Origin of the sequence: Streptomyces sp. NPDC050528, assembly GCF_044457795.1 — a bacterium.
Classification (GTDB): Bacteria; Actinomycetota; Actinomycetes; order Streptomycetales; family Streptomycetaceae; genus Streptomyces.
The window spans coordinates 280,219-305,594 of record NZ_JBITHH010000009.1 but is presented as its reverse complement, the minus strand read 5'-3'; the positions used below and the strand labels follow the sequence as shown (position 1 = coordinate 305,594).

22 protein-coding genes are annotated in these 25,376 nt (G+C 70.8%); 17 read left to right on the top strand and 5 right to left on the bottom strand.

Translation table 11 applies throughout. From position 1 onward, the window contains the following. Positions 1 to 2: 2 nt before the first annotated feature. Positions 3 to 1,199 (bottom strand): CaiB/BaiF CoA transferase family protein, encoded by a 1,197-nt coding sequence (locus ACIBK4_RS30530; RefSeq protein ID WP_398999722.1) that lies wholly within the window; start codon positions 1,197 to 1,199, stop codon positions 3 to 5. Positions 1,200 to 1,345: 146 nt separating this feature from the next. On the opposite strand from ACIBK4_RS30530, the gene ACIBK4_RS30525 reads away from it, so the two are divergent. The 6 genes from ACIBK4_RS30525 to ACIBK4_RS30500 are packed head-to-tail and all read left to right on the top strand — an operon-like array spanning position 1,346 to position 6,168. Then, positions 1,346 to 1,855: a PaaI family thioesterase gene (locus ACIBK4_RS30525; RefSeq protein WP_398999720.1), complete on the top strand. Its 510-nt coding sequence runs from the start codon at positions 1,346 to 1,348 to the stop codon at positions 1,853 to 1,855. Between the two features lie 4 nt (positions 1,856 to 1,859). Then, positions 1,860 to 2,711 (top strand): enoyl-CoA hydratase-related protein, encoded by an 852-nt coding sequence (locus ACIBK4_RS30520; protein ID WP_398999718.1) that lies wholly within the window; start codon positions 1,860 to 1,862, stop codon positions 2,709 to 2,711. 15 nt (positions 2,712 to 2,726) lie between these two features. Continuing rightward, on the top strand, positions 2,727 to 3,179 hold the full coding sequence (locus tag ACIBK4_RS30515; protein ID WP_398999716.1) for a MaoC family dehydratase N-terminal domain-containing protein: 453 nt from the start codon (positions 2,727 to 2,729) through the stop codon (positions 3,177 to 3,179). Beyond that, positions 3,176 to 3,598: a MaoC/PaaZ C-terminal domain-containing protein gene (locus ACIBK4_RS30510; protein WP_398999714.1), complete on the top strand. Its 423-nt coding sequence runs from the start codon at positions 3,176 to 3,178 to the stop codon at positions 3,596 to 3,598. The genes ACIBK4_RS30515 and ACIBK4_RS30510 overlap by 4 nt, the downstream gene beginning before the upstream one ends. Positions 3,599 to 3,602: 4 nt before the next feature. Then, the gene (locus ACIBK4_RS30505) at positions 3,603 to 5,054 is read left to right on the top strand and encodes a class I adenylate-forming enzyme family protein (protein WP_398999712.1); all 1,452 of its coding nucleotides are present in this window, start codon (positions 3,603 to 3,605) and stop codon (positions 5,052 to 5,054) included. Further along, positions 5,047 to 6,168 carry a serine hydrolase domain-containing protein gene (locus ACIBK4_RS30500; RefSeq protein WP_398999710.1) on the top strand — a complete coding sequence of 374 codons (1,122 nt, stop codon included), beginning with the start codon at positions 5,047 to 5,049 and terminating at the stop codon, positions 6,166 to 6,168. Before ACIBK4_RS30505 ends, ACIBK4_RS30500 begins: the two co-directional genes overlap by 8 nt. Before the next feature lie 71 nt (positions 6,169 to 6,239). Here the strand turns inward: ACIBK4_RS30500 and ACIBK4_RS30495 are convergent, their stop codons facing one another. Beyond that, a complete protein-coding gene (locus ACIBK4_RS30495; RefSeq protein WP_398999707.1) occupies positions 6,240 to 7,421 on the bottom strand; it encodes an amidohydrolase family protein in 1,182 nt (393 codons plus the stop codon). Positions 7,422 to 7,559: 138 nt separating this feature from the next. Next, positions 7,560 to 8,360, bottom strand: coding sequence for a FadR/GntR family transcriptional regulator (locus ACIBK4_RS30490; RefSeq protein ID WP_398999705.1), 801 nt, complete (start codon positions 8,358 to 8,360; stop codon positions 7,560 to 7,562). A gap of 171 nt (positions 8,361 to 8,531) precedes the next feature. Between ACIBK4_RS30490 and ACIBK4_RS30485 the strand changes: the two genes are divergently transcribed. Continuing rightward, on the top strand, positions 8,532 to 9,359 hold the full coding sequence (locus ACIBK4_RS30485; RefSeq protein ID WP_398999703.1) for an enoyl-CoA hydratase-related protein: 828 nt from the start codon (positions 8,532 to 8,534) through the stop codon (positions 9,357 to 9,359). Next, on the top strand, positions 9,356 to 9,931 hold the full coding sequence (locus ACIBK4_RS30480) for a DUF2889 domain-containing protein (RefSeq protein ID WP_398999701.1): 576 nt from the start codon (positions 9,356 to 9,358) through the stop codon (positions 9,929 to 9,931). Before ACIBK4_RS30485 ends, ACIBK4_RS30480 begins: the two co-directional genes overlap by 4 nt. Before the next feature lie 577 nt (positions 9,932 to 10,508). Here the strand turns inward: ACIBK4_RS30480 and ACIBK4_RS30475 are convergent. Then, positions 10,509 to 11,735: an acyl-CoA dehydrogenase family protein gene (locus ACIBK4_RS30475; protein WP_398999699.1), complete on the bottom strand. Its 1,227-nt coding sequence runs from the start codon at positions 11,733 to 11,735 to the stop codon at positions 10,509 to 10,511. A 126-nt stretch (positions 11,736 to 11,861) separates the two neighbouring features. On the opposite strand from ACIBK4_RS30475, the gene fabG reads away from it, so the two are divergent. From fabG to ACIBK4_RS30450, 5 genes are read left to right on the top strand one after another with little or no spacing between them, the layout of a single operon-like run. After that, positions 11,862 to 12,608 carry a 3-oxoacyl-ACP reductase FabG gene (gene fabG / locus ACIBK4_RS30470; RefSeq protein WP_398999696.1) on the top strand — a complete coding sequence of 249 codons (747 nt, stop codon included), beginning with the start codon at positions 11,862 to 11,864 and terminating at the stop codon, positions 12,606 to 12,608. A gap of 22 nt (positions 12,609 to 12,630) precedes the next feature. Further along, complete coding sequence (locus ACIBK4_RS30465) at positions 12,631 to 13,881, top strand: acetyl-CoA C-acetyltransferase (RefSeq protein ID WP_398999694.1); 1,251 nt, start codon at positions 12,631 to 12,633, stop codon at positions 13,879 to 13,881. Then, positions 13,881 to 15,320, top strand: a complete 1,440-nt coding sequence (locus ACIBK4_RS30460; protein WP_398999692.1) for an OB-fold domain-containing protein — start codon at positions 13,881 to 13,883, stop codon at positions 15,318 to 15,320. Before ACIBK4_RS30465 ends, ACIBK4_RS30460 begins: the two co-directional genes overlap by 1 nt. Continuing rightward, positions 15,317 to 16,525 carry an acetyl-CoA acetyltransferase gene (locus ACIBK4_RS30455; protein WP_398999690.1) on the top strand — a complete coding sequence of 403 codons (1,209 nt, stop codon included), beginning with the start codon at positions 15,317 to 15,319 and terminating at the stop codon, positions 16,523 to 16,525. Before ACIBK4_RS30460 ends, ACIBK4_RS30455 begins: the two co-directional genes overlap by 4 nt. A 16-nt stretch (positions 16,526 to 16,541) precedes the next feature. After that, positions 16,542 to 17,336, top strand: a complete 795-nt coding sequence (locus tag ACIBK4_RS30450) for an SDR family NAD(P)-dependent oxidoreductase (RefSeq protein WP_398999688.1) — start codon at positions 16,542 to 16,544, stop codon at positions 17,334 to 17,336. 226 nt (positions 17,337 to 17,562) lie between these two features. Here the strand turns inward: ACIBK4_RS30450 and ACIBK4_RS30445 are convergent, their stop codons facing one another. Beyond that, entirely contained in the window at positions 17,563 to 20,259 is a 2,697-nt protein-coding gene (locus tag ACIBK4_RS30445; RefSeq protein ID WP_398999686.1) for an ATP-binding cassette domain-containing protein, read from the bottom strand. A gap of 142 nt (positions 20,260 to 20,401) precedes the next feature. Here ACIBK4_RS30445 and ACIBK4_RS30440 point away from each other — a divergent pair, with 142 nt between their 5' ends. The 4 genes from ACIBK4_RS30440 to ACIBK4_RS30425 all read left to right on the top strand — a co-directional run bounded on the left by ACIBK4_RS30440 (position 20,402) and on the right by ACIBK4_RS30425 (position 25,151). Further along, positions 20,402 to 21,637, top strand: coding sequence for an ABC transporter substrate-binding protein (locus ACIBK4_RS30440; protein WP_398999684.1), 1,236 nt, complete (start codon positions 20,402 to 20,404; stop codon positions 21,635 to 21,637). A gap of 71 nt (positions 21,638 to 21,708) precedes the next feature. After that, positions 21,709 to 22,413: an ABC transporter ATP-binding protein gene (locus ACIBK4_RS30435; protein ID WP_398999682.1), complete on the top strand. Its 705-nt coding sequence runs from the start codon at positions 21,709 to 21,711 to the stop codon at positions 22,411 to 22,413. 18 nt (positions 22,414 to 22,431) lie between these two features. Then, complete coding sequence (locus ACIBK4_RS30430; protein ID WP_398999680.1) at positions 22,432 to 23,775, top strand: hypothetical protein; 1,344 nt, start codon at positions 22,432 to 22,434, stop codon at positions 23,773 to 23,775. Further along, positions 23,772 to 25,151 carry an acyl-CoA reductase gene (locus ACIBK4_RS30425; RefSeq protein ID WP_398999678.1) on the top strand — a complete coding sequence of 460 codons (1,380 nt, stop codon included), beginning with the start codon at positions 23,772 to 23,774 and terminating at the stop codon, positions 25,149 to 25,151. The genes ACIBK4_RS30430 and ACIBK4_RS30425 overlap by 4 nt, the downstream gene beginning before the upstream one ends. The last annotated feature ends 225 nt before the right edge of the window (positions 25,152 to 25,376 follow it).

Below are 25,376 nucleotides of genomic sequence, written 5' to 3'. Positions count from 1 at the left end.
CGTCACACGACCCCCCGCGCGCGCAGTCCCGCGAGCTGATCCTCCGTCACTCCGGCGAGCCTGCACAGGACTTCGGCAGTGTGCTCGCCCAGCGCGGGCGGCGGGGCGTAGCCCTCGACCGGGGTCGCCGTGAGCCGTATCGGATTGGCGAGCAGCGGCAGCCGACCCGACACCGGATCGTCGACCTCGACCAGCATCTCCCGGTGCCGGATCTGGGGGTCGGCGAAGACCTCGGGCATCTCGTTGAACGGGCCCGCCGGCACGTCGTGTTGGTCCAGCAGGGCCAGCCAGTCGTCCCGGGTCCGGGTTCGCATGATGTCTTCGAGGACCGGCAGGATCTCTTCCCGGTGGGTGATCCGGGCGGAGGTGGTGGCGAACCGGGGGTCCTGGAGCAGGTCGGTGCGGTCGGCCGCCGCGCAGAACGCGGCGAACTGCTTGTCGTTGCCCGCGACGAGGAAGAGCGGCTTGTCCGCGCCCTGGAAGGCCTGCGAGGGGATTCCGCCGTAGCCGCCGTTGCCGCGCCGCTGCGGAACCTCCCCGGACACCAGGTAGTTCATCGCGAAGTGCGACAGCGAGGCCAGCCCGCAGTCCAGCAGGGAGAGGTCGACGAACTGGCCCTCGCCGGTGGCGTCCCGGTGTCGCAGTGCCGCCAGGACGGCCGTCGAGGCGTACAGGCCGGTGAGGATGTCGACCATGCTGACGCCGACCTTCATCGGCTCGTCGGGGTGTCCGGAGACGCTCATCATCCCGGACATGGCCTGGAAGATGCCGTCGTAGCCCGGGCGTTGGGCGTACGGTCCCGTCTGGCCGAAGCCGGTGACCGACAGGTAGACCAGGCGCGGGTTGAGCGCCAGCAGGCTCTCGTGGTCGAGGCCGTACTTCGCCAGCGTCCCCGCGCGGAAGTTCTCGACCAGGACGTCCGAGCGGGCGGCGAGAGAGCGGATCAGCTCCCGCCCCTCGGCGGTGGCGTGGTTGACGGTGACGGACTGCTTGTTGCGGTTGCAGGAGAGGTAGAAGGCCGCGGTGTCCGTGCCGGGGGCGAACGGCGGACCGTACGTCCGTGAGTCGTCGCCGGTTCCCGGCCGCTCGACCTTGATGACCTCCGCGCCGAGGTCGGCCAGCATCTGGGTCGCCAGGGGCGCCGCGAGGATGCGGGACAGGTCGAGGACGCGGATCCCGGCCAGGGCGGTCGACGGCATCTGGGTCTCCCTCTGTTCACAGGCATCGAATCAGTTATATAAATAATACATCTGGCGCCCTGGCTGCGTCCCGTGTGATTGCTTCAACTATCCAATTCATGTAACTATATGGATCGGCTGACCGGCCGAGACCGGAGGGCGTGCGGATGACCGTCGCGGCGAGAACCCTCACCGACCAGGAACAGCGCGAACGCCGCGAGTGGTTCCGGGTCCGTTGGGAGCGCGGCGTCGCGTTCAACCGCCTCTGTCGTCTGCGCATGGTCCGCTGGGACCCCGACGGCGTGGAGGTCGTCCTTCCCTACGCCGAGCAACTCACCGCCCACGAAGGCGTGTTCCACGGCGGGGTGCTCTCCGCACTCATCGACACCGCGGGCGCGGGAGCCGTGATCGCCGGGCACGACTTCCAGAAGGGCAGTCGGCTCAGCACCGTCTCGATGTCGGTGCAGTACCTCGCACCCGCCCGGGGCCGGGAAGCCGTCGCTTACGCGCGCTGCGTCCGACGGGGCCGCCGGCTGCACTTCGCCGACGTCGACGTGATGACCGACGGGGTGGTCTGCGCCCGGGGGCAGGTGGTGGTGACGATCTCCGGCGAGCGACCGGGCGTCGGCGAACCCATCCAACCCATCGACCCCATCGATCCGCTGACCGAGGAGTGACGCGATGCCCGACGAACCCGACCAGGACCAGGACCTGGTGCTGTACGAGGTCGACGAGGACGGTGTCGCCACCGTCACCCTCAACCGGCCCGAGCGCAAGAACGCGTGGAGCCTCCCCATGGAGCGCCGCTTCTTCGCCCTCCTGGACGAGGCCGCCGCCGACCCCGCCGTCCGCGTCGTGATCGTCACCGGCGCCGGCCGGGCGTTCTGCCCCGGCATGGACGTCCAGCGGCTGGAACAGAACGCACAGCCGGGCCAGTCCCTCAACCTCCAGGCCCGCGTGCCCATGTACAGCAGGCGCAACATGCCCAAGCCGCTCATCGCGGCCGTCAACGGCGCCTGCGCGGGCATCGGACTGGTCCAGGCCCTGATCTGCGACGTACGCTTCGCTGCCCGCGGCGCCCGCTTCACCACCGCCTTCACGCGCCGCGGCCTCGCCGGCGAGTACAACCTCCCCTACGTGCTGCCGCGCGTCGTCGGCCTGGAGAACGCCCTCGACCTCCTTCTGTCCGGCCGCGTCTTCGACGCCGACGAGGCAAAGCAACTCGGCCTCGTCAGCCGGGTCGTGGAGCCCGAGGACCTGCTCGACGCGGCCCGCGCCTACGCCCGAGACATCGCCCGCAACTGCTCACCGCGCGCCATGGCCGTCGTACGCCACCAGGTCTACGGCGATCTCGACCGGCCTTTCACCGAAGCACTCGCCCGCTCCTACTCCGCCATGGAGTTCTTCGCGGGCTCGCCGGACTTCCGCGAAGGGGTCGCCAGCTTCGTGGAGAAACGGGAGCCCAAGTTCGAGGGACTGCCCCCGGACTTCGACCCGGACGAGGCCACCCGCGACGCGTTCCTGCCGTACTGACCGAGGAGTTGGAAGATGACAGGGCAGCCCTTCCCGGTCGAGGCCGGGCACATCCTGACGTTCGCCCGGGCCATCGGCGACGAGAACCCGGCCTACGTCGGCGAGAGCGCACTCGCGCCGCCCACCTTCACCATGGCGAGCGCCGACCACGATCCCGACTACCGGCTGCGGCCCAAACCGGGCGAGGAGTGGTTCGGGTCCGGCGCCGGGCCGGGCGTGATGCCCGAGGGCGGTGGCGGCCTGCACGCCGAGCAGCACTTCGAGTACCACCGGCCGGTGCGCGCGGGGGAGACCCTGTACGCCACCACCGTCGCCGGACGCAGCTGGGAGAAGCAGGGCCGCACCGGCCGTCTGCTGTTCAGCGAGCGCATCACCGAGTACCGGGACGCCGACGGCGAACCGGTCGTCAGCGCCCGCACCGTGGCCGTCGTGCCCGAGGGCCCCGCGACCAGGAAGGACGCCCGATGAACCTGAGTGCCGACGACGTCAAGGTCGGTGAGACCCGCGAGAGCGTGCTGGTCGACGACCTGAAGCGCACCCGGATCGTCCAATACGCGGGCGCGTCCGGCGACTTCAACCCGCTGCACACCGACGAGCGGTTCGCCACCGAGGTCGCGGGCTACCCCGGCGTCTTCGCCCACGGGATGCTCACGATGGGCATGACGGGACGCGTCCTGACCGACTGGGTCGGCGTCGAGGCGCTGCTGACCTTCGGGGTGCGCTTCAAGGCCCAGGTGTGGCCCGGTGACACCCTGACCGCCACGGCGACAGTCGAGGCGGTCGAGGACTCGCCGGACGGCCCGGTCGCCCACTTCTCGCTGCGAACCGTCACCCAGGACGGCGCCGAGGTGGTCACCGGCACCGCGACGGCCCTGCTGGAGCCCTGAACCGGTGGGCGCCGAGCAGGAGTTGACCTGGACGGCGACGGTGGTCGCCGCCTACGACCACTCCCGTCCCGCCGTCCGGTTCGGTGACCTCACCTGGACCGGACGCGAACTCCTCGACCGGGCGGCCGGCGCCGCCGACTGGCTGGACACCCTCGGCCTCGCCCCCGGCGCCCCGGTACCCGCCCTGGCCGCCACCTCCGCCGACGCCCTCGCGCTCGTCATCGGCGGCGCCGGGTCCGGCCACCCGCTCGCCCCGCTCGGCGTCCGTATGACGGCGTACGAGATCGCGGCCGTGGTCGAGGCGTCGGGGGCTCAACTCCTCGTTGCACAGCCCGAGTTCGCCGAACTCGGCGAGCAGGTCGCCAAACTGTCCGGCCGCCGGGCCGTCGTCGTCCCCGAACTCCGTCCGAGCACAAGGCCGTTGACCGCCGAGCCCGACGACCTCGCCGCCGTCCTGCACACCTCGGGCACGACAGGCCTCCCCAAACCCGTCCGCATGACCCAGCGCCGCCTGGCCGCCCGCGCCCGCGTCAACGGCCGTCTCTGCGCGCTCGATCCGGACAGTTTCTACGGGGGCAGCGCGCCCTTCCATCACATCGCCGGCCTCGGCAACATCGCCGTCGCCCTCGCCGCGGGGGCACTGGTGACCGGGCTGCCCCGCTTCACCGTCGACGGCTGGACCCTCCTGCGTGAACTCGGCACCACCCACACGAGCATGGTCCCGGCGATGCTGGAGACCCTGCTGGCGGCGGGCCAGGCGCACCACGAAACGCTGCGCACCCTCCAGTACGGCGGCGCGCCGGTCCGCCCCGGCACCCTGTGGCGGACGTACGAGGCCATGCCCGGCGTCCGCATGCTCAACATGTTCGGGCAGACCGAGGGTTCGCCCATCAGCGTGCTCACCCCCGAGGACCACCGGGAGGCGGTCGCCGGCCGCACCGAACTACTGCGGTCCGTGGGACGGTCCGCCCCTGGGGTCGATCTGCGGGTGCGGGACACCGGACCGGACGGCATCGGCGAGATCCACGCCCGCGCCGACCACTTCTTCCGGATCGACGCCGAAGGCTGGCTGCACAGCGGTGACTTGGGCCGTGTGGCGGAGGACGGCTACCTCTACCTGTACGGCCGGGGCAGCGACATGATCATCAGGGGCGGCGAGAATGTCCACCCGCTGGAGGTCGAGACCGTCCTGGCCGCGCACCCCGGCGTCGCTGACGTGGCCGTCACGGGCGCCTCCGACGAACGGCTCGGCCAGACCGTCGTCGCCTTCGTCGTACCGGCCGACCCCGATGCCCTACCGGAACCGGCGTCGCTCAGGTCGCACGCCCGCGCCCGGCTGTCCGGATTCAAGGTCCCCGTCCGCTGGTGGTTCGTGGCCGACCTGCCGCGCAACGCCAACGGCAAGGTCGTACGGCGTCGGCTGCGCGAACCCGGCCAAGGAGAAGCCCATGACTGACCACTCCGTCGTCGACCCGGAGAGCGTGGGGGTGGACCCGCACCGGCTGGACGTCCTGCTGCGCCGGATCCGTCTGGAGGTCGAGCACGGGCCACTCCCGTCCGCGCAGGTCGCCGTCGCGCGCGGCGGTCGCCTGGTGGCGTTCGAGACCTGGGGGGACGCCGGACCGGACACCCGATACGTCCTGCAGTCCGTCGGGCGGTCGATCGTCGCCGGTGTCGTGTGGAAACTGTTGGGCGAGGGACTCCTGCGCCTGGACGAGCAAGTCGCCGCGATCATCCCGGAGTTCGCGCCGAACGGGAAGGAGACGGTGACCGTCGAGCAGGTGCTCACGCACACCGCCGGCTTCCCCTTCGCACCCCTCGGCTACCCGAAGATGCTGGACCGGGAGCAGCGGCTCGCCGCCTTCGGGCGCTGGCGGCTCGACACCCCGCCCGGCACCCGCTTCCAGTTCCATCTCACCGCCGCCGCCTGGCTGATCGCCGAGATCGTCGAGCGGCGTACGGGGCTGCCCTTCGCCGACTACCTCCACGAGCGGATCGCCCGGCCGCTGGGCCTCACCTCGATCGAACTCGGCGTCCCGGTCGAGCGGCAACCCGGCACCGTCGCCCCGATGGTCGCCACCGACCGCACCGACGACACCCAGGAACCCGACCCCTGGGGGCCGTGGTACCTCGCCGACCCCCGCGTCCTGGCGGCCGGCGAGCCCAGCCACGCGCTGGTCGCCACCGCCGCCGATGTCGCCCTGTACTTCCAGGCGTTGGAGCACTCGGGCCTGTGGAAGCCGGAGGCGGTGGCGGAGGGCACCCGGATCCGGCTGACCCAACTCCCGTACGGGGAGCAGATCTACGGGGGTGGTGGCAGTCGTCGCACCAGTATGGGTCTGTTCGTGACGGTGGCCGGGCCGGACGCCGGCAGCCAACTCCCGTCCACCGGCTCGCCGTCACTCTTCGGCAGCGCGGGCGCCGCCTACCAACTCGGCTTCATGGACCCGGAGTCGGGCCTGTCCTTCGCCTGCCTTAGCAACGGCTATCCACTCGCCGGCTACGACCACACCCCGCGCGGTACGGCGCTGCTCGCCGACATCGCGAACCTGGCGGCGGACCTGGGATGAGTCGCGGTGAAACGGGAACGGGCCCGGTACCGAAATCGGTACCGGGCCCGTTCTGTTGGGGCGTCAGGGGCTCAACGGCTGATCAGCTGCTGGGCGTTGTTGTACATGATGTCGTCCTGGACGGACTCGTCGAGTTCCGCGAGGAGCTTGCGGTAGTCGGCGGGGTTGGCGATGCCCTCCGCGTGCGGGAAGTCCGAGCCCATCACGATCGACTCGTGGTAGCCGAGCCGCTTGACCAGGCTCGGGATGTCGTCCTCCGGGTAGGGCACCACGCGGATGTGCTTGCGGAAGACCTGGCTGGGCCGCTCACTCAACTGCCCGCCGATCCAGGGGCCGTTGCGGCCCATGCCGCGGCTCTTGTCCATGTGCCGGACGAAGTGGGGCACCCATTCGGCGCCGAACTCGGAGACCAGGACGTTGATGTCGGGGAAGCGCTCGAAGAGGTTGTCGAAGATCAGCGCGGAGAGCGTCTCCTCGATGGGGCGCTGGCCGTAGGTGTTCATCCACTGCCACGCGGACATCCGGAAGTGGATCGGGCTCGCGTCGTGGCCCCAGGCCGGGGCGACATGCGAGTTGTAGTAGAACTCGCTGATGTGGTAACAGACGCTGGCCTTGGCCTCGTTGACCAGTTTCCAGAACGGGTCGAAGTACGGGTCGCCCGGTGAGCGGCCGTACTGCGGTCCGGTCGGCAGCATGATGAACCGGGCGCCCCGTTCCAGGACGTACTCCAGTTCCTTGACCGCGCTGTCCAGGTCGCGCAGGGACAGCAGCGCGGGGGAGTAGATGCGGTCCTGGTGGTTGAAGCCCCACACCTCGTTCATGTAGCGGTTGAACGAGTGGTAGTTGGCGTAGAGCGGCTCGACGCCCTGTACGTACTCCTCGGCGACCAGCGCCCACCCGCCCGGGTAGATGATCGTCTGGTCGAGGCCCTGCTCGTCCATGACGCGCAGCCGGGCCTCGCGGTTCTGGTACGACTCGTGCATCGGCTCGAACTGGTACGTCTCGTCGGGGTTGCCCGAGGCCATCGCCTTTAGCATCTCCTTGAGCGAGCCGGGCCGGTAGACCTGCCCGAACTCCGGCTCCAGGCAGACCACGATCCGGTCCCCGGCGAGGATCACCTCGCGGCCGTCCGGGAGTGTCACCGGGGCCACTGCCTGGCCGAGGAACTCCTTCGGGAGGTAGCGGGTGAAGGAGTCCCGTTCCTCGTACATGTGCTGGTCGCAGTCGAAGATTCGCTTGCGCTGTTCGGCCATGGCCGTCGCCTCCGGACCCCAGATCTATTCAGTACGCCTCCTATAATTATCTAACTGTTTCGGAGGCGCAAGGGGTGGCGGCGGGAACGGCTCGGTGATCCTCGATCGGCGCGGTCGGTCGATGAAGGATTCGCCTGGTCAGTCGATGAGTTCGAGCACCGTCTTGGGGCCGGCCCCGTTCACCACGTCGTCGGCGCCGCTGATGTGGCGCTGCCACAGCTTCTCCGCCTCGTCGGCCTTGCCGGACTCGATCAGCCCGACCAGGCGCACATGGGCCCGGTGTCCCTTGAGGGCCTGTGCCTTCTGGGTCGCCGCGTCGGTGGCGGCGGCGGTGTACGAGGCGTTGGCCCGGTCGATGATGTTGCGCAGCATGCCGCACAGGAGGATCAGCGTCTGGTTGCCCGTCAGCTCGACCAGCAGGGCGTGGAAGGTGTCCTGGGCGTCGACCAGGCCCAGCGGGTCGTCGAGGACCGCCTTCTCGGCCGCCACCGCGTCACGCAGTCGCTTGATGTCTTCCGTGGTGTGCTTGGCGGCCAGTTGGCGCACGCACGGCGGCTCGATGACGGCCGCGGCGCGGTAGACGTCGCCCAGCGTGGCACCGCGGTACTCGAGGATCAGTCCGGCGAAGCGGGCCGCGACATCGGAGTCCGGCGCGCTCACCCGGGCGCCACCGTGCGCACCGCGCCGTACCGTGATCAGCGACTCCGACTCCAGGACGCGGAACGCCTCGCGCAGCGTCGGCCGGGAGATGCCGAACTGCTCCATCAGCGCCGACTCCGGCGGCAGGGCGTCGCCCGGCTTCAGCTCGCCTCGTACGATCTGGCGGCGCAGCTCCGCGGCGACCAGCTCGGCGGTCTTCGGGACACGCACCTGACGTCCGACGCGGCCACGCGCGGGGACGGGCACGGTTGGCGTTTCTGCACGGGCTGCCTCGGCCACGGCGGGCTCCTCCGTCATATAGCAAAATGAATCGTCTTAGTGCATCGAGGGTACCAGGTCAAGGGTTGGGTGATCTTCTCTCGGCGGCGACTGATCTGGTGCCCTGGCCATGGTTGGGTATATAGATGATTCATCTAGCTATAAGGCCAACGGGCTCTGGGAGTGACCTCGATGAACGAGCATGCGGCCCCGGTGATCCTGAGTGAGCTGACCGGCGACGGAGTCATGCTGCTCACCCTGAACCGGCCCGAGCGGCACAACGCCTGGACCCTGGAGATGGAGCTGCTCTACAACGAGCTGTTCGACCGCGCGGAGGCGGACCCGGCGGTACGGGCCGTCGTCCTCACCGGCGCGGGACGCAGTTTCTGCCCGGGCATGGACATGAGCGTGCTGGACGGCGCGTCCTCCGGCGCGCGCCCGTGGCCGACCGACCGGCTGCCGCCGCGCACCCGGCCCATGTCGTTCCCCAAGCCCCTGGTGGCGGCCGTCAACGGTGCCTGCGCCGGCATCGGCTTCAACCAGGCGCTGATGTGCGACGTGCGGTTCGCCGTGCCGGGCGCCAAGTTCGCCGCCGCGTTCAGCGCGCGCGGCCTGGTGGCCGAGGACGGCGTGTCCTGGCTCCTGCCCCGGATCGTCGGCTACGGGAACGCGAGCGACCTGCTGCTGTCCTCGCGCCGTGTCACTGGCACGGAGGCGAAGGCGATGGGCCTGGTCAACCGTCTCGTCGAGCCGGAGGAACTGCTTCCGGCGGCGCTCGCGTACGCCACGGAACTGGCCCGCTCCGCCAGCCCGTACGCGATGTCCCTCATCAAACGGCAGCTCGCCGACGACCAGGCGAGAAGCTTCACCGAGAGCCGCGACACCGCCGCCACGCTGCTGGCCACGGCGAAACGCGCCCCCGACTACCGCGAGGGCGTGCGCAGCTTCATCGAGCGCCGGTCGCCGGAGTTCGACGGGCTGGGAGAGAGCGTGCCGGAGCCGGCGGAGGCCTCGTCGTGAGCCGCGCCGAACTCCCGCTGCACCGCCGCAGCATCACCGTCACCGCCCACCAGGAGCCCGGCGGTGAGGAGATCTCGGTCGAGGCGGAGCTGCGGGACGAACGGCCGTGGGCCGAGCCGGAGGCCGCCGACATCCACCGGATGGTGCTGGCGGTGCGGGTACGCCTCGCGGACATGACCATTGTGGCCGCCGAGGCCGACATGCTGACCTTTCCGCACGCTGAATGCCCGTTCATCACCCCGGTCTTCGACAGCCTGGTCGGCCTCGGCGTCACCGCCGGATACAACCGGGCGATCCAGGAGCGGTTCCGCGGTGTCCTGGGCTGCTCCCACCTCTACGAACTGGCCCGGGTGCTCGGCCCCGCCGTGGTGCAGGCGGCCATGTCGGCCAACGCGCGCCGCCGAGAGGCGGGCGAACCCGCGAACGGCCCGCGCGCCACGGCCGGCGTCCTGAACAGCTGCCACATCTGGGCACCGGACGGCGTGGGCCTGCGCAAACTCGACGCGGGCTGGCGCCCGGGGACCGGGCCGCGCCCGGTTCCCGGACTCGGGACCTTCGAGACGCGGGAGTGAGGCCGCGGGGCTGAGGGGTGGCCGGGTGAAGGCGGGGCGGTCGCGGCCGACCGCGCGGACGCGGAATCGGCCCCGACCGGGCCTACTTGGACCCGACCGGGACGGCCGCAGCCGCGTGATCTTGGTGCGGACCGTGGCGCGCGCGGGCGGAGGCGCGGCGGCGCACGCCGGTGGCTGGCAGGCGCCAGCTCAACCAGGCGGACCGAGGATTCGCGGACCGACGGCGCCTGGCCGTAACCGACCGACATGCGCGCCAGGAGTTCGAGCGCCTCCCACATGGGCCGATCGGCCGGACCATCGCGCGTGAGCCATGCTGATCGACCGAGCCCCGAGGCGTTGCCGAGCCGGCCTTGACCCGTCGCCGTCGAACTCGCCATAACCGGCAGCCGCTGAACCAGACCTTGACCGGCCTTCGCGGAGCTTGCCGTAACCGGCGGTCCCTGAGCCGGCGTTGACCGGCTGCCGTCGAATCTGACGCGAACGGCCGTCCCTGAAGCGACCTCGACCGGCCGCTGCCGAAGCAGCCGTAACGGGCAGTCCCTGAGCCGGCCGTCACCCAACCGTCGTCGGCCCCGCCTCAACCAGCCGTCGCCCTCGGCTCGCGCGGCAGCCCCAGCACCTTTTCCGCGAGGATGTTCCGCTGTACCTGCGAGGTGCCCGCGTAGATCGTGCCGGAGCGGGCGATCAGGTATGTCGTCGACCAGGACGCCGAGGAGTTCGCGGCACCGGGGTCGTCGGTGCGGTAGGTGCGCAACGGCGGTCGGCCGACCGGTACTTGGGCGTGCAGGCCCATGATGTCCATGGCGAGATCGGTGACCTTCGTGTGGTACTCGCTCCAGTACAGCTTGGCGATCGACGACTCGGGACCCGGCTCCGCGCCCTTGAGCCAGCCGGTGAGGATCCGGTAGCCGAGATAGCGCATGATCTCGACCTTGGACCAGCACCAGGCGATCCGCTGCCGAATGACCGGGTCCTGGTCCCTGCCGTACAGGCGGGCCAGTTTCACCAGGCGTTCCACCTCGGCCCGGAACAGGATCGGGTTGGTGGCCGCCTCCTCCCCGCGCTCCACGCCCAACAGGCTCTGGGCGACGGTCCAGCCGTTGTCGACTCCGCCCACGACCAGGTCGGCGCGGGTGCGGGCGCCGTTGAAGAAGACCTCGTTGAAGTGGAGTTGGCCGCTCATCATGCGGAACGGCCGTACCTCGACGCCGGGTTGGTCCAGGGGGACGAGGAGGAAGGAGATGCCGCGGTGCTTGGGAGCGTCGCGGTCCGTGCGGGCCAGGACGAAGATCCAGTCGCTGTGGTGGGCGCCGGACGTCCACACCTTCTGGCCGTCGATGACCCACTCGCCGCCCTCGCGGACGGCGCGTGTCGTCAGCGAGGCCAGGTCGGATCCCGCGTCGGGCTCCGAGTAGCCCTGGCACCAGGTGTCCTCACCGCTGAGGATGCGCGGCAGGAAATGGCTCCGCTGTTCGTCCGTGCCCCAGCGCAGCAGGGTGTTCGCCAGCATCTTCACGCCGAAGGTGTCCTGCGGCAGCCCGAACGGCACACCGGCCAGGGCCAGTTCCTCCATCAGGACCACCTGGTGGAGCTTGGACAGGCCCCGGCCGCCGTACTGCTCGGGCCAGGTGAGGGAGAGGTAGCGGTGCTCGGCGAGCAGTCGCCGCCAGTCCCGGGCGAAGGACCAGGCGGCCTCCTCGTCGAGGGCGCCGATGCCCTTCCAGCCCGGCGGCAACGCCTCGGCGAGGAACCCCTTGACCTCGGTGCGGAACGTCTCGGTCTCCGCGGGATAGCTGATGTCCACCCGTGTGCTCTCCTCGCCCGGCCTCGCTCGCCCCAGCCGATCGCTGTATTGATTGTTTCAGCATAATAGGTTATCTATTTAGAAGGAATAGTGCGGGACGGCGTCGAGCCAAAAGGGCGGGCTGACATGGGGCTTCTGGACGGCCGCAACGCGGTGATCACCGGCGGCGCACAGGGCATCGGCTTCGAGATCGCCGGTGTCCTCGGTGCGGCGGGCGCGTCCGTCGTCCTCGGCGACATCAACGAGGATGCCGCGGCGGAAGCCGCCGAACGCCTCGCCAAGAACGGCGTCGCTGCCACCTCGCTGCGCTGCGACGTCACCGACGAGGACGAAGTCGCCGCTCTGGTCGCCCACTGCTCCGACACCTTCGGCCCGGTCGGCGTCATGGTCAACAACGCCGGGATCACTCGCGACGCGACCCTGCGCAAGATGGCCCTGTCCGACTTCCGGGCGGTCGTCGACGTCCACCTGACCGGCGCCTGGAACGGCACCCGGCACGCCGCCGAGGCGATGCGCGCGCACGGACACGGCGGCAGCATCGTCAACATCTCGTCCATCGCCGGCAAGGTCGGCAACTTCGGCCAGACCAACTACAGCGCGGCCAAGGCCGGACTGATCGGCCTCACCAAGGCTTCCGCCAAGGAACTGGCGAAGGCGGGCATCCGCGTCAACGCCGTACAGCCCGGCCTGATCCGCACCGCCATGACCGAGGCGATGCCCCCGGCCGCCTGGGACGCGAAGCTCGCCGAGATCCCCCTGGCCCGCGCGGGCGAGCCCGCCGAGGTCGCCCAGGCCGTCCTCTTCCTCGCCTCCGACATGGCGAGCTACATCACCGGAGCCGTTCTCGAGGTGACCGGCGGCCGGTACATGTGACCCCTCGTGAAAGGCATGGCTGATGTCCGCCCTCCTGCGTGACGCGGTGATTTGCGAACCCGTGCGTACCCCCGTCGGCGGCTACGGAGGCGTCTTCCGCGACGTACCGGCGACCGAGCTGGCCGCCGCCGTCGTACGCGCTGTACTGGACCGCACCGGCATCCCGCCCGCCGCCGTCGACGACGTGCTGCTGGGTCAGTGCTACCCCAACGGCGAGGCCCCGGCCATCGGCCGCGTCGCCGCACTGGACGCCGGTCTGCCGGTGGAGGTGCCGGGACTGCAGATCGACCGCCGCTGCGGCTCCGGACTGCAGGCGATCATCACGGCGGCGATGCAGGTGCAGACCGGCGCGAGCGACCTCGTGCTGGCCGGCGGCGTCGAGTCGATGAGCCAGGCCGAGTTCTACACCACCGGCGTCCGCTTCGGCGTGCGCGGCGCGGGCACCACCCTGCACGACCGGCTGGCCCGCGGCCGGGTCACCTCCGGAGGCGTCAACCACCCTGTTCCCGGCGGGATGTTGGAGACCGCCGAGAACCTGCGGCGCGAGTACGACATCCCCCGCGAGGAGCAGGACCGACTCGCCCTGCGCTCCCACGAGAAGGCGGTCGCAGCCCAGCGGGAAGGCCGCTTCACCGACGAGATCGTGCCCGTCAGCGTACGGACCAGGAGGGGCGAGACGGTCGTCTACACCGACGAACACCCGCGCCCCGACTCGACGTTGGAGAAACTCGCGAGCCTGCGTCCCGTACTCGGACGGCAGGACCCCGAGGCGACGGTCACCGCCGGGAACGCCAGCGGACAGAACGACGGCGCCGCCCTCTGCGTCGTCACCCACCCCGAGCGCGCCGCCGAACTCGGCCTGCGCCCCCTGGCCCGCCTGGTCTCCTGGGCCGTGGTGGGCGTGCCGCCGGAGACGATGGGCATCGGCCCGGTACCCGCCACGGCCAAGGCACTTGAGCGCGCGGGACTGAAACTCGCCGACATCGACCTGATCGAACTCAACGAGGCCTTCGCCGCCCAGGTGCTCGCCTGCACTCGCGAATGGGCCCTGACCGAGGCCGACTTCGAGCGGTTCAACGTCAACGGCTCTGGTATCTCGCTGGGCCACCCCGTCGGCGCCACCGGTGGCCGCATCCTCGCCACCCTGCTGCGCGAACTCGACCGCCGCCAGGCCCGGTTCGGCCTGGAGACCATGTGCCTCGGCGGCGGCCAGGGCCTCGCCGCGGTCTTCGAGCGCCCGACCCACACGACCAACGCCAAGGGAGGACGCTGATGGCCGGACTGATCGCATACGGCGCCTACGTGCCGTACCACCGTCTCGCCCGCGCCGACATCGCCGCCACCCTCGGGACGACCCCGTCCCGGGGCACGCGCGCGGTCGCGGGCTACGACGAGGACACCACCTCGATGGCCGTCGAGGCGGCCCGGTCCGCCCTGGCCAGGGACGGGCTGCGGACCCGCGTCGGTCAGCTCTTCCTCGCCACCGCCGCGCCCGCCTACCTCGACAAGACGAACGCGACCGCCGTCCACGCGGCGCTCGGCCTCGACCCGCACGTCCTTGCCGTCGACATGGCGGGCTCCGTCCGCTCCGGCCTCGGCGCCCTGGTCACCGCGGCCCGCTCCCCGGTACCGACGCTCGCGCTCCTGTCCGACCTGCGCACCGGCCTGCCCGGCGGCGCCGAGGAGAGCACAGGCGGCGACGGCGCGGCGGCGTTCGCCTTCGGCGGTCACCGCAACGGAGCTCCCGTGATCGCGGAGCTGCTCGCCCACGACACGGTCAGCGACGAGATCCTCGACCGCTGGCGGCTGCCCGGCGCGCCCGCCTCCCGCGTCTGGGAGGAGCGCTTCGCCGAGGAGATCTACGTGTCCCTCGCGGACAAGGCGCTCACCGCCGCCCTCGACCAGGCGGGCCTGGACCGGGGCGCCATCGACCACCTCGTCGTCACCGGCCTGCACGCGCGCGCGTGCGCGACGGTGCGTCGTACCTCAGGCGTACGGCCCGAGGCGGCGACCGCGGACCTCACCGCGGAGATCGGCAACGCGGGCACCGCCCAGCCCGGTCTGCTCCTCGCCGACGTCCTCGACCGGGCCGAACCCGGCCGGATCATCGCGCTCGTCGTCCTCGGCGACGGCGCAGGAGTCCTGCTCCTGCGCACCACAGACGCCCTGCCCGCACACCGGGCCGCCCGCCCGGTCGCCGCGCAGATCGCCGAGGGCGGTGCCCCCATGCCGTACGCCACCTACCTCTCCTGGCGTGGTCTCCTCGACCGCGAACCGCCCCGGCGCCCGGACCCCGAGCCGCCCTACGCCCCGCCCGCGCACCGCCGCAACAGCTGGAAGTACGGCTTCGTCGCCTCGCGTTGCGAGAAGTGCGGGACCCGGCATCTGCCGCCGGACCGGGTGTGCGTCTCCTGCCGGAGTGTCGACGCCATGACCGACGAGCCGATGGAACAGGTGCGGGGCACGGTCGCCACGTTCACCGTGGACCGGCTGGCGCACACCCCGAGCCCGCCGATGCTCGTCGTGGTCGTCGACTACGACGGCGGTGGCAGGTTCCGCTGCCAGCTCACCGACGCCACCGAGGCCGACGCCGTCATCGGCGCCCGGGTCGAGATGACCTTCCGGCGCACGGTCACCGCCGCAGGCGTCCACAACTACTTCTGGAAGGCCCGGCCGGTACGCACCGGCGAGACCGAGGGGACAGGCGCATGAGCTCGCACGGAATCCGGGACCGGGTCGCGATCGTCGGCATGGGCTGCACGCCCTTCGGCGAGCACTGGAACCGCTCGGCGGACGACCTGCTGATCGACGCCGTGGGCGAGGCGGTCACCTCGGCCGGCATCACGCTCGACGACATCGACGCGTTCTGGCTCGGCACCCAGGCCTCCGGAGTCTCCGGACTGACCCTCAGCCGCCCGCTGCACTTGCCGTACAAGCCGGTCACCCGCCTGGAGAACATGTGCGCGACCGGCTCCGAGGCGCTGCGCAACGCCTGTTACGCGGTCGCGTCCGGCGCCTACGACGTGGCGATGGCGGTCGGCGTGGAGAAGCTCAAGGACTCCGGCATGTCCGGACTCTCGGGCACCTCGATGCCGGGCGCCGGCGACGACAGCCGCGGCGAGATCACGGCCCCGGCGAACTTCTCCCTCCTCGCTCCCGCCTACGCCGCCAAGTACGGCCTCGCGGAAGAGGAGTTGAAGGACGTCATCACCCGCATCGCCTGGAAGAACCACGTCAACGGCGCCCGCAACCCCCGCGCCCAGTTCCGCAAGGAGGTGCCGCTGGAGCGCATCCGGTCGGCGCCGATCGTCGCGGGCATGCTCGGCGTGTTCGACTGCTCGGGGGTCTCCGACGGTTCGGCGGCGGCGATCGTCGTACGCGCCGAGGACGCCTACCGGTACACGGACAAGCCGATCTTCGTGAAGGCCCTGTCCTTCGTCGCGGGACCGGCGGACGGACTCCTCGACGCCGACTACGACTTCACCACCTTCCCCGAGGTCGTCGTCTCCGCCCAGGAGGCCTACCGGCAGGCGGGCATCACCGACCCGCGCGCCGAACTCGCCCTCGCGGAAGTCCACGACTGCTTCACACCAACGGAGTTGGTGCTCATGGAGGACCTCGGCTTCTCGGAGCGTGGACAGGCGTGGAAGGACGTCACCAGCGGCGCCTTCGACCTGGACGGCTCGCTGCCGGTCAACCCGGACGGCGGCCTCAAGGCCTTCGGCCACCCCATCGGCGCCTCCGGCCTGCGCATGATGTTCGAGGCCTGGCTCCAACTGCGCGGCGAGGCACCGCCTGAGCGCACGGTCGGGTCAGTGGCGGAGGGCCGCTCGCTCGCCCTGACCCACAACCTCGGCGGCGGACCCGGCGAATGCGTCTCCTTCGTCTCTGTCGTCGGCAGCGAACTCACCGACTGAGAAAGGTGGTTGAGCCATGGGACGACTCGACGACAAGATCGTGATCGTCACCGGAGCCGCATCCGGCATCGGTGCCGCCACCGCCCGGCGCGTGGCGGCCGAGGGCGCCCACACGGTCGTAGCGGATCTGAATCTCGACGGCGCCAAGGCGGTCACGGAGGAGATCAGGGCCGCCGGCGGATCCGCCACGGCGGTCCCGGTCGACCTGGGCGACATCGACTCCGTACGGGCCATGGTGGCCACGGCAGTTGACACCTACGGCGGCCTCGACGTCCTGCACAACAACGCGGCGGCCACCCACCTGGCCGCCCGCAAGGACCTCGCCGTCCTGGAGGCCGACCCGGCGGTCTGGGACGACACCATGCGGATCAACCTGCGCGGCACCATGGTCGCGATCCAGGCCGTCGTCCCGCACATGATCGCCCGCGGCGCCGGCTCGATCATCAACACCTCGTCCGGCGCCGGTCTCGCGGGCGACCTGCGCAACCCCGCCTACGGAGCCTCGAAGGCCGCCCTCATCAACCTCACGCAGTATGTTGCCACCCAGTACGGCAAGCAGGGCGTACGCTGCAACGCCATCGCCCCGGGGTTCATCGTCACGCAGGCGAGCGCCGATTCGGCGCACGGGGCGATCCGGGAGAAGATGCTCCGCCATCACCTCACCCCGCGCCTCGGCCGACCCGAGGACGTCGCGTCGGCCGTCGTCTTCCTCGCCTCCGACGAGTCCGCCTTCGTCACCGGGCACACCCTGCGGGTGGACGGCGGACTGCTGTCCCACGCGCCTTACGTGGCGGACCTGCGCGAGGCGTGACACGGTCCCGCAGGGGGCACATCTGCGAGCGTCGCCGCACCAACGCGATCCGCCAACTGTGCGTCGGCGTCGGCCACTTCACCCACCGGATCGCCTCCGACCGGCCCACGGCGCGGAAGCCCGCGGGCCGGTGGCATCATGCCCGCCCACCGTCCGAACCCGAGTGGCGGGGGAGATGGCAGCCCGGCCGAGGTGGACGTCGTCGCCTCGGGCCGGGCGGCCGCTCTCACGCCGTCGTCTCCGGCTCCAGGTCGCCCAGGTAGGCCGCCCGGACCGCCGGATCGCGGCGCACCTCGTCCGGAGTGCCGGCGCAGATCCGGCGGCCGAAGTCGAGGACGACGACCTGGTCGCAGACGCTCATCACCATGTCGACGTCGTGCTCGACGAGTAGCACCCCCATGCCCCAGTCCTCGGCCAGCCGCCGCACCAACTGGGCCAACTCCCGTGTCTCGTCGTCGGACAGCCCCGCAGCCGGTTCGTCCAGCAGCAGCACCGACGGCGAGGTCGCCACCGCCCGCGCGATCGCCAGCAACCGCCGCTCGCCGTACGAAAGGTCGCCCACCGGCCGGTCCAGACTGTCCTGGAGCCCGAACTCCCGTACGGCGACGAGCACTTGGGCGGGCAGCGGACGGCTGCCGGGACGGACCAGGTCGGTGAGCCAGGTCCAGCGCCCGGGCCGCTCGCAGGCGGCGTAGAGGTTGTCCAGGACCGTCATGTCCTCGAACAGCTCCAGCGACTGGAAGGACCGGCTCAGCCCGGCCCCGGCCCGCCGGTGCACCGGCACCCGGGTCACGTCCCGCTCACCGAGGCGGACACTGCCGGACGCGGCCCGGGTGAAGCCGGTGACGGCGTCGATGGCGGAGGTCTTGCCGGCGCCGTTGGGGCCGATGAGACCCACCACCCGGCCCGGTTCGACGTCCAGCGAGAGCCCGTCGACGGCGACGACACCGCCATAGCGGACGGTGAGGTCGCGTATCCGGAGGGGGAGGGGTGCGGCGCGCGGTACGTCTGGCAGGGGATCCGTCTCCTCCTCGGGTGTGACGGCAGCGCGCTGTGGGCGCAGCTTTCGCTCAAGTCCCCTTGCCTGCCTGCCGAGTTCCTTGCCGATGCCGTCCTGGTTGCCCACCAGGGTCAGTACCAGGATGATCCCGCCGATCAGCGGCATCCACTCGCTCAGCCCGGGCACCACCAGGTCCCCGAACCGGGCGCCGACCGTACCGGCGGCGAACGTGGCGCCGATCAGCGGGCCGACGAGGAAGCCGACACCGCCGATGACGGCGAGCCCGAGCGCGGTGACGGAGTCGAAGCTCGCGAAGTCGGAGAAGACGACCGAGGTCGAGCGGAAACCGGTCAGCACTCCGGCGAGCGCGGCGATGGCCGAGGACAGGCCGAAGGCGTAGAGCTTGGCCGCGCGGACGTCGATACCGAGGGCGGCTGCGGCCCGTTCGTTGGCCCGTACGGCGATGAGTCGGCGGCCGGTGCGGCTGCGCCGGACGTTCGCGACCACGAGCGTGGCGGCGACGAACAGGACCAGGACCACGGCGGCGTACCGCTGCGGATGGTCGACCCCGGAGATGCTGATGCCGAAGAGCGTCTGCCTGCCGACCGCGATGCCGTCGCTGCCGGGTGTCGTCGACAGGTCGGTGTTCTGGAAGACCATCGCCTCCAGGGTGGTGCCGAGCCCGAGCGTGATGATCGCGAGATTGACCCCGCGCGTGCGTACGGCCGGCAGCGCGAACAGCAGGCCTATCGGTACGGTGCCCAACACGCCTGCCAGCAGGGCGAGTTCGAAGGGCCAGCCCCAGTCCGCCGCCGCGTGTCCGGCGATGAAGGCGCCGGTCCCGGCGAGGGCGTAGGCCGCGAGCGACACCTGCCCCGCGTAGCCGGTGACCACGATGATCGACAGGATGATGAGAGAGAGTACGAGGGTGCTGGTGATCGCGTCGGCCCACAGTGGGGTGGACACACTCACCAGGATCAGCCCGATCACGACAGCCAGGGCGAGCGGGACCGGACGCACCTTGCCGGTGCCCAGTGCCGGGAGGCGGTCGAGGAACGTGCCGCGCAGGGGGAGCGCCCGGCCGCGCGCGACCAGTACCAGGGCGATGAAGAGGAACGGTACCGACGAGGCGAGTCCGGTGACGCCGGAGCCGAAGCGGGTGAGTTCGGACTGTGCGACCCCGATGACGATACCGCCCGCCAGGGTGATCGGGAACGACGAGAACCTGCCGACCAGGGCGGCGGCCAGTGCGCTCAGCAGCAGCGTGGTCAGCCCGGTCACCGACAGGCCGATCACCGGCACGATCAGGATGGCGGTGAGGCCCGCGAGCGCGGAGCCCAGTGCCCAGTTGCCGGCGGCGATCACGTCCGGGGACCAGCCGAGCGCGGCGGCGGCACCCTCGTTCTCGGCGACCGCGGTGGTGCCCAGGCCGAACAGGGTGCGCCGGTACAGGAGATGGAGCACGGCCGTCACGGCGATCGCGATGCCGAGCAGCCAGACGCGGTCCTCGGAGACCGTCGCCCCGGCGATCGTCAGCAGCCGGGTGGGCAGCTTCCCCGGCACCAGCTGCAGGCTGTCGCCGTAGCGCTTGACCGCGATCGCGGTGAGCACGATGAACACCGCGAGGGTGCCGACCAGCCGGGCCAGGGTGGACGCCCTGCGCAGCGGGCGGATCACCAACAGGTGGGTGAGCACGCCCAGTACGGCGGAGGTGAGCACGCCGCACGCGGTGGCGGGCCAGTACGGCACACCGTGGTTGACGGCCAGTTCCCACTGGACGTAGGCGCCGGCCATCCCGATCGCGCCGTGCGCGAAGTTCAGGACGCCGGAGCCCCGGTAGACCAGCACGATGCCGTGCGCGGTGAGCGCGTAGAGGGCGCCCAGCCCCAGGCCGAGCAGGGCGAAACGCAGGACGTCGTCCATCCGAGGAACCTCCCAGACACGGGACGAGACAGTGCATTCATTTAAATAATTGTGCCGAGAGTACTTCACTAACCCAAAAATGCGCCCCATGCTGTTCGGCATCTCGACGTCGCCCACTTTGGGCGCGAGCCCCGGAGGGACCATGAACGACTCACGCCGACGCAGAAGCGCCGTAGCCAGCTGTCTCGCGGTGACAGGAGCCCTGCTCGCCGCAGGGTGCGGGGGAGAGGCGGCAAGCAGTTCGGCCGAGACCTCCTCGCTGAAGGGCACCCCGGTCAAGGTGATGGTCTGGGCGCCGGAGAACACCCAGGGCAGCGCCCAGCCGGGAATTCACCTCACCGCCACTGCCTACGAGAAGTGGATCAACGCCAACGGCGGGATCAAGGGCGGACCCCTCAAGGTCGAGTTCTGCAACGAGAAGGGCGACCCCGACGAGGCCGAGAAGTGCGCCCAGCAGGCCGTCGCCGACAAGGTCGCCGCGGTCGTGGGCTCCTACAGCTTGGCCGGGGACCGCTACATGCCCATCCTCCAGAAGGCCGGCATCCCCTACATCGGTGGTACCGGCGTCTCCGCGGCGGAGTTCTCCAACCCGCTGTCCTTCCCGGTCAACGGCGGCACCCCGGTGGTGTTCGCCGCGCACGGCCGACAACTGGTGGAGCAGGGCTGCAAGAAGATCACCGGCGTCCGGTACGACGTGGCCGCAGCGGCCGTCGTCTCGCAGTTCCTCACCCTGGGCGTGACCTCCGCCGGAGGGGCGGCACCCAAGGACCTCAAGGTGCCGCTCACCGCGACCGACCTCGCCCCGCAGGTCGCCGCGACCAAGGGCAGCGACTGCGTGAGCGTCATCCTGGGCACCGCCTCCGACCTGTTCGTGAAGTCGTACGTCCAGTCCGGCGACAAGACCAAGCTGGCCAGCGTCGTCGGCAACCTCACCCCGCAACTGGCCGCGAGCACCGGCGGCAGCGGCAGCCCCCTGGAGGGCGCCGCGATCACCGGCTACTACCCGCCGACCTCCGACGCCGTCTGGAAGGACTTCGTCGCGGCGGCCAAGGGCAAGGACATCGACACCACCAACGGCGCCAACGCCACGACCTGGGTCGCCTTCAAGGTCTTCACCGAGGCCGCCAAGAAGCTGCCGACGATCTCGGCCGAGGCACTGGTGAAGGAGCTGAACACCACCTCCGGCATCGACACCGGAGGCCTGACCCCGCCCCTGAACTGGAAGGCGTCGACGGCTCTGCCGATCAAGGGACTTGACCGCATCCACAACACGACCGCCACCGAACTCACCATCCGCGACGGGAAGATCGAGTGGGCCAAGGCCGGATCGACCTTCGTCGACGTCCGGAAGGTGCTGACGGCCGCGTCGTCCGGCTGAGCCACCTTCGGCCCGGCCGACTCCGGCTCATTCCGCCTGACTTCGGCCGACTCCGGTTGAGGAGAGACCTCGTGCACGACACAGATGTGCCCCTGATAGCGACCCGCGCCCTGTCCGCCGGATACGGCAGCCGACCCGTTGTGAGCGACCTCGACCTGGAGGTCCGGCCGGGTGAGGTCGTCGCCCTGCTCGGCCCCAACGGCGCTGGCAAGACCACCACCCTCAGGGCGCTGTCCGGCGACCTGACCCCGATGAGCGGCGAGGTCCGCTGGCTGGGCACCCCCGGCCACGCACCTCTGCACCGCCGCGCCCGAGAGGGCCTCGCCTACGTCGGTGAACGCGCGGTCTTCACCCGCCTCGACACCACCGACAACCTACGGGTCGGGCGCGTACCGCCGCACCGGGCCGTCGCACTCTTCCCCGAACTCGAAAAACGCCTCAGGACCGGCGCGGGCATGCTGTCCGGCGGCGAGCAGCAGATGCTCTCGCTGGCGCGCGCCCTCTGCCGTACCCCCCGGCTCCTCCTGGCCGACGAACTCTCCCTGGGCCTTGCCCCGTTGGTCGTCGACCGCCTTCTGCGCGCGGTCCGCGAGGCGGCCGACCAGGGCCTGGGCGCCCTGCTGGTCGAACAGCACGTCCGCAAGGTGCTCGACATCGCCGACCGCGTCTACGTACTGCGCCGAGGCCGCGTCGTCATGACCGGCACCCCGATGGAACTGCGCGGAGACCTCGACGCCATCGAGTCCTCCTATCTCGCGAAGAACCCGTCCTCATGACTGATGGAGGTGGTTGCCGTGCCCAGCGCACGTGAGCAGATCCGGGCCATGGTCCGGTCCGGTGACACATTCGACCAACCCGCCCGGGAGCTGCGGGAGTTGCAGCTCGACGCGGCACGCGAGGCCTTCGCCACCCACCGCGAACGCATCCCGCTGCTGCGCACCCGGGCGGAGGAGAGCGGGGTACGGGGGATCGAGAGCCCCGACGACCTCGTCCCCCTGCTCTTCTCCCACACCAGCTACAAGTCGTACCCCCTGTCCCTCATCACCGGGGGCCGGTGGGACCGGCTCCTGCGCTGGTACAGCACGGTGTCGGTGGTCGAGCCGGGCGACGTCGACGTCGAGGGCGTGACCGACATCGACGACTGGACCGACCGCGTCACCGCCGCCGGCCACCGCCCGTACATCACCAGCGGCACCTCGGGAAAGGTCTCCTTCCTCAACTGCGCCGCGAGCGACCTGAGTTTCCTGCACGACATCCTGGAGAACCTCACCTGCTGGCCCGACCCGCTGCCGCCCGCGCAGACCCGCCGCGGCTACCTCCTGGCACCGGCGAGCGGTCCGATGCGCTCCATCGACGGTTACCGCTGGCATGCCGAGGTCTTCGTCCGGCCCGGTGAGACCCGACTGCTGACCGAAGACCCCATGCGGGTCTCGGAGTTGATGAGCAGCGCCCTGCTGCGCCGCCGGATGGCGGAGGGCACCGCGACCCCGCAGGAGATCAGCTCCTTCGAGGCCGCGTCCGGAACCCGCGAACAGGAACTCGGCTCGGCCGTCGCTGAGATCGTCGACGACATTGCCGCACACCGGACCGAGCCGCTGCTGATCGCCGGGATGAACAACCAGCAGTTCACCCTGATCCAGGCGCTGCGCGCCCAGGGGGTACCCGACGGGAGCCTGCACCCGGACACGCTGGTCCTCAGCGGCGGCGGCAACAAGAACGGGGTCCTGCCCGACGACTACCAGGAGCAGTTCGCCGCCTTCTACGACGGCGTACGGCGCGTGCGCAGTTACGGCATGACGGAGCTTCAGGGCTCCTGCCTGGCCTGCGAGTCGGGCAACTACCACGTGCCGCCGTGGGTGATACCCCTGGTCCTGGACGAGCCGGGCGAGAAGCTGCTGAACACTGAACAGGGCGTGGTGGAGGGCCGGTTCGCCTTCCTGGACGTCTCGCTGGAGGGCCGGTGGGGCGGGCTGATCAGCGGGGACCGAGTCTTCGTCGACTTCGCGCCGTGCGACTGCGGCAGGCCGGGGCCGACCGTCCTGCCCGACATCAGGCGCTACGGCGACCTCGGCGGCGAGGACAAGATCACCTGCGCCGCGACACTCGACTCCTATGTGCGGGGGATGATCCACGGATGAGCACCACGACCGACACCGAGGTCGTGCACGTGGTGCGCGGCGAGGTCGACCACGGTTCACCCGTCCCGTACGGCCGAGCCGGCTCGTCCTTCACCGCACCGGCCCTCGACCTGGACCGCCTCGTATGGCCCCGCACCGAACCCGGCCCCGCTTTCCACGTGCCCGTCGCGGAGATCGTCGACCTGCTGGTGGAGACCGGCGAGGCCCTCAAGGCCGACCGCGAGGGCCTGCTCGCCGAGGCCCTCGACCGGATGATCCCGGTCAGCCCGCTGCCCGCGGAGGTCCTCGAACGCGCCTACGCCGTGCTGTGGCGCAGCTTCCAACGGCCGGGCCTGTACGCCCAGATCGACCACGAACTCGGCGGAGCGGACGTGCTCGACGGATGGCGCGAGGTGCGCCTGCCCGAGAACCGGACCGCGGCCACCCGCGCGTTCCCGCCGCGCCTGGTGCACATCATCGCGGGCAACGCGCCCGGCGTCGCCGCGATGTCCGTCGTGCGCGGCGCCCTGACCAAGGGTGTCAACCTGCTGAAACTGCCCTCGAACGACCTCTTCACCGCGACCGCCATCCTGCGCACGATGGCGGCGGTGGCCCCCGGCCACCCCGTGGTGCGCTCGTTCTCCGCGGTGTACTGGCGCGGCGGCGACGAGGCCGTGGAGAGCGTGCTGTTCCGCCCGCAGTTCTTCGACAAGCTTGTTGCCTGGGGCGGCGAGGCCACGATCCGCGGGGCGCTGCGGTACGTCGGTCCGGGATTCGAGCTCGTCTCCTTCGACCCCAAGACCTCCATCTCGCTGATCGGCCGCGAGGCGTTCGAGTCCCCCGAGGCTCTTGTCCGGGCCGCGGACGCGGGCGCCGCCGACGCCACGTTCTTCAACCAACAGGCCTGCGTGGCCAGCCGTTTCCAGTTCGTCGAGGGCTCCTGGGAGGACGCCGACCGCTACGCCGCCCTGCTGTGCGAACGCCTGGGCGTGGCAAGGGAGTTCAGCTCCGCGGACGGTCCGCGGGTCGCCGCGGGACTCCGCGAGGAGATCGACGTCCTGCGCTCCCTGACCCCCGACTACCGGGTGTGGGGCGGCTACGACGGCCGGGGCCTGGTCATCCGCTCGCCCGAACCGGTGGACTTCCACCCCGACGGAAAGATCGTCGACGTAGTCCCGGTCGCCGACTTGACGGAAGCGGTTGCACATGCCGGAGTCGCCACGCAGACGGTCGGCGTGTACCCGGACGCCCGCAAGGCGGAACTGCGCGACGCCCTCGCCTGCGCCGGGGTCCAGCGTGTGGTCTCCCTCGGCAGGGCGGGCGGAATGCCGCCGGGCCTCTCCCACGACGGCTTCTATCCGCTGCAACGGCTCATGCGCTGGGTGAACGACGAGTGACACGGCGGTACTTCGGGCAGGTGAGCGCCGTGCGCCGGTAGCGGCCCCTGCCCGTGGAACAGGGGCCCGCTCGCAATGGCTCAGGAATCCGGCCGCACTTGACCGTGCTGACCACAGAGGCATCGGGCTCGCCTCGGTCGGTACGGTGGCGAGCCTGGCGGGCCACCTATGTCTTGCTGGGCGGGGCGATCCCGTGCGGCTTCAACCGGCGTCGGGGGACTGGCA

Coding starts and splice junctions, on each gene's coding strand:
- ACIBK4_RS30425 (WP_398999678.1), top strand. CDS start 23,772: ATGAGCACCACGACCGACACCGAGGTCGTGCACGTGGTGCGCGGCGAG.
- ACIBK4_RS30530 (WP_398999722.1), bottom strand. CDS start 1,199: ATGCCGTCGACCGCCCTGGCCGGGATCCGCGTCCTCGACCTGTCCCGC.
- ACIBK4_RS30520 (WP_398999718.1), top strand. CDS start 1,860: ATGCCCGACGAACCCGACCAGGACCAGGACCTGGTGCTGTACGAGGTC.
- ACIBK4_RS30525 (WP_398999720.1), top strand. CDS start 1,346: ATGACCGTCGCGGCGAGAACCCTCACCGACCAGGAACAGCGCGAACGC.
- ACIBK4_RS30510 (WP_398999714.1), top strand. CDS start 3,176: ATGAACCTGAGTGCCGACGACGTCAAGGTCGGTGAGACCCGCGAGAGC.
- ACIBK4_RS30515 (WP_398999716.1), top strand. CDS start 2,727: ATGACAGGGCAGCCCTTCCCGGTCGAGGCCGGGCACATCCTGACGTTC.
- ACIBK4_RS30495 (WP_398999707.1), bottom strand. CDS start 7,421: ATGGCCGAACAGCGCAAGCGAATCTTCGACTGCGACCAGCACATGTAC.
- ACIBK4_RS30440 (WP_398999684.1), top strand. CDS start 20,402: ATGAACGACTCACGCCGACGCAGAAGCGCCGTAGCCAGCTGTCTCGCG.
- ACIBK4_RS30455 (WP_398999690.1), top strand. CDS start 15,317: ATGAGCTCGCACGGAATCCGGGACCGGGTCGCGATCGTCGGCATGGGC.
- ACIBK4_RS30460 (WP_398999692.1), top strand. CDS start 13,881: ATGGCCGGACTGATCGCATACGGCGCCTACGTGCCGTACCACCGTCTC.
- ACIBK4_RS30445 (WP_398999686.1), bottom strand. CDS start 20,259: ATGGACGACGTCCTGCGTTTCGCCCTGCTCGGCCTGGGGCTGGGCGCC.
- ACIBK4_RS30500 (WP_398999710.1), top strand. CDS start 5,047: ATGACTGACCACTCCGTCGTCGACCCGGAGAGCGTGGGGGTGGACCCG.
- ACIBK4_RS30450 (WP_398999688.1), top strand. CDS start 16,542: ATGGGACGACTCGACGACAAGATCGTGATCGTCACCGGAGCCGCATCC.
- fabG (WP_398999696.1), top strand. CDS start 11,862: ATGGGGCTTCTGGACGGCCGCAACGCGGTGATCACCGGCGGCGCACAG.
- ACIBK4_RS30485 (WP_398999703.1), top strand. CDS start 8,532: ATGAACGAGCATGCGGCCCCGGTGATCCTGAGTGAGCTGACCGGCGAC.
- ACIBK4_RS30465 (WP_398999694.1), top strand. CDS start 12,631: ATGTCCGCCCTCCTGCGTGACGCGGTGATTTGCGAACCCGTGCGTACC.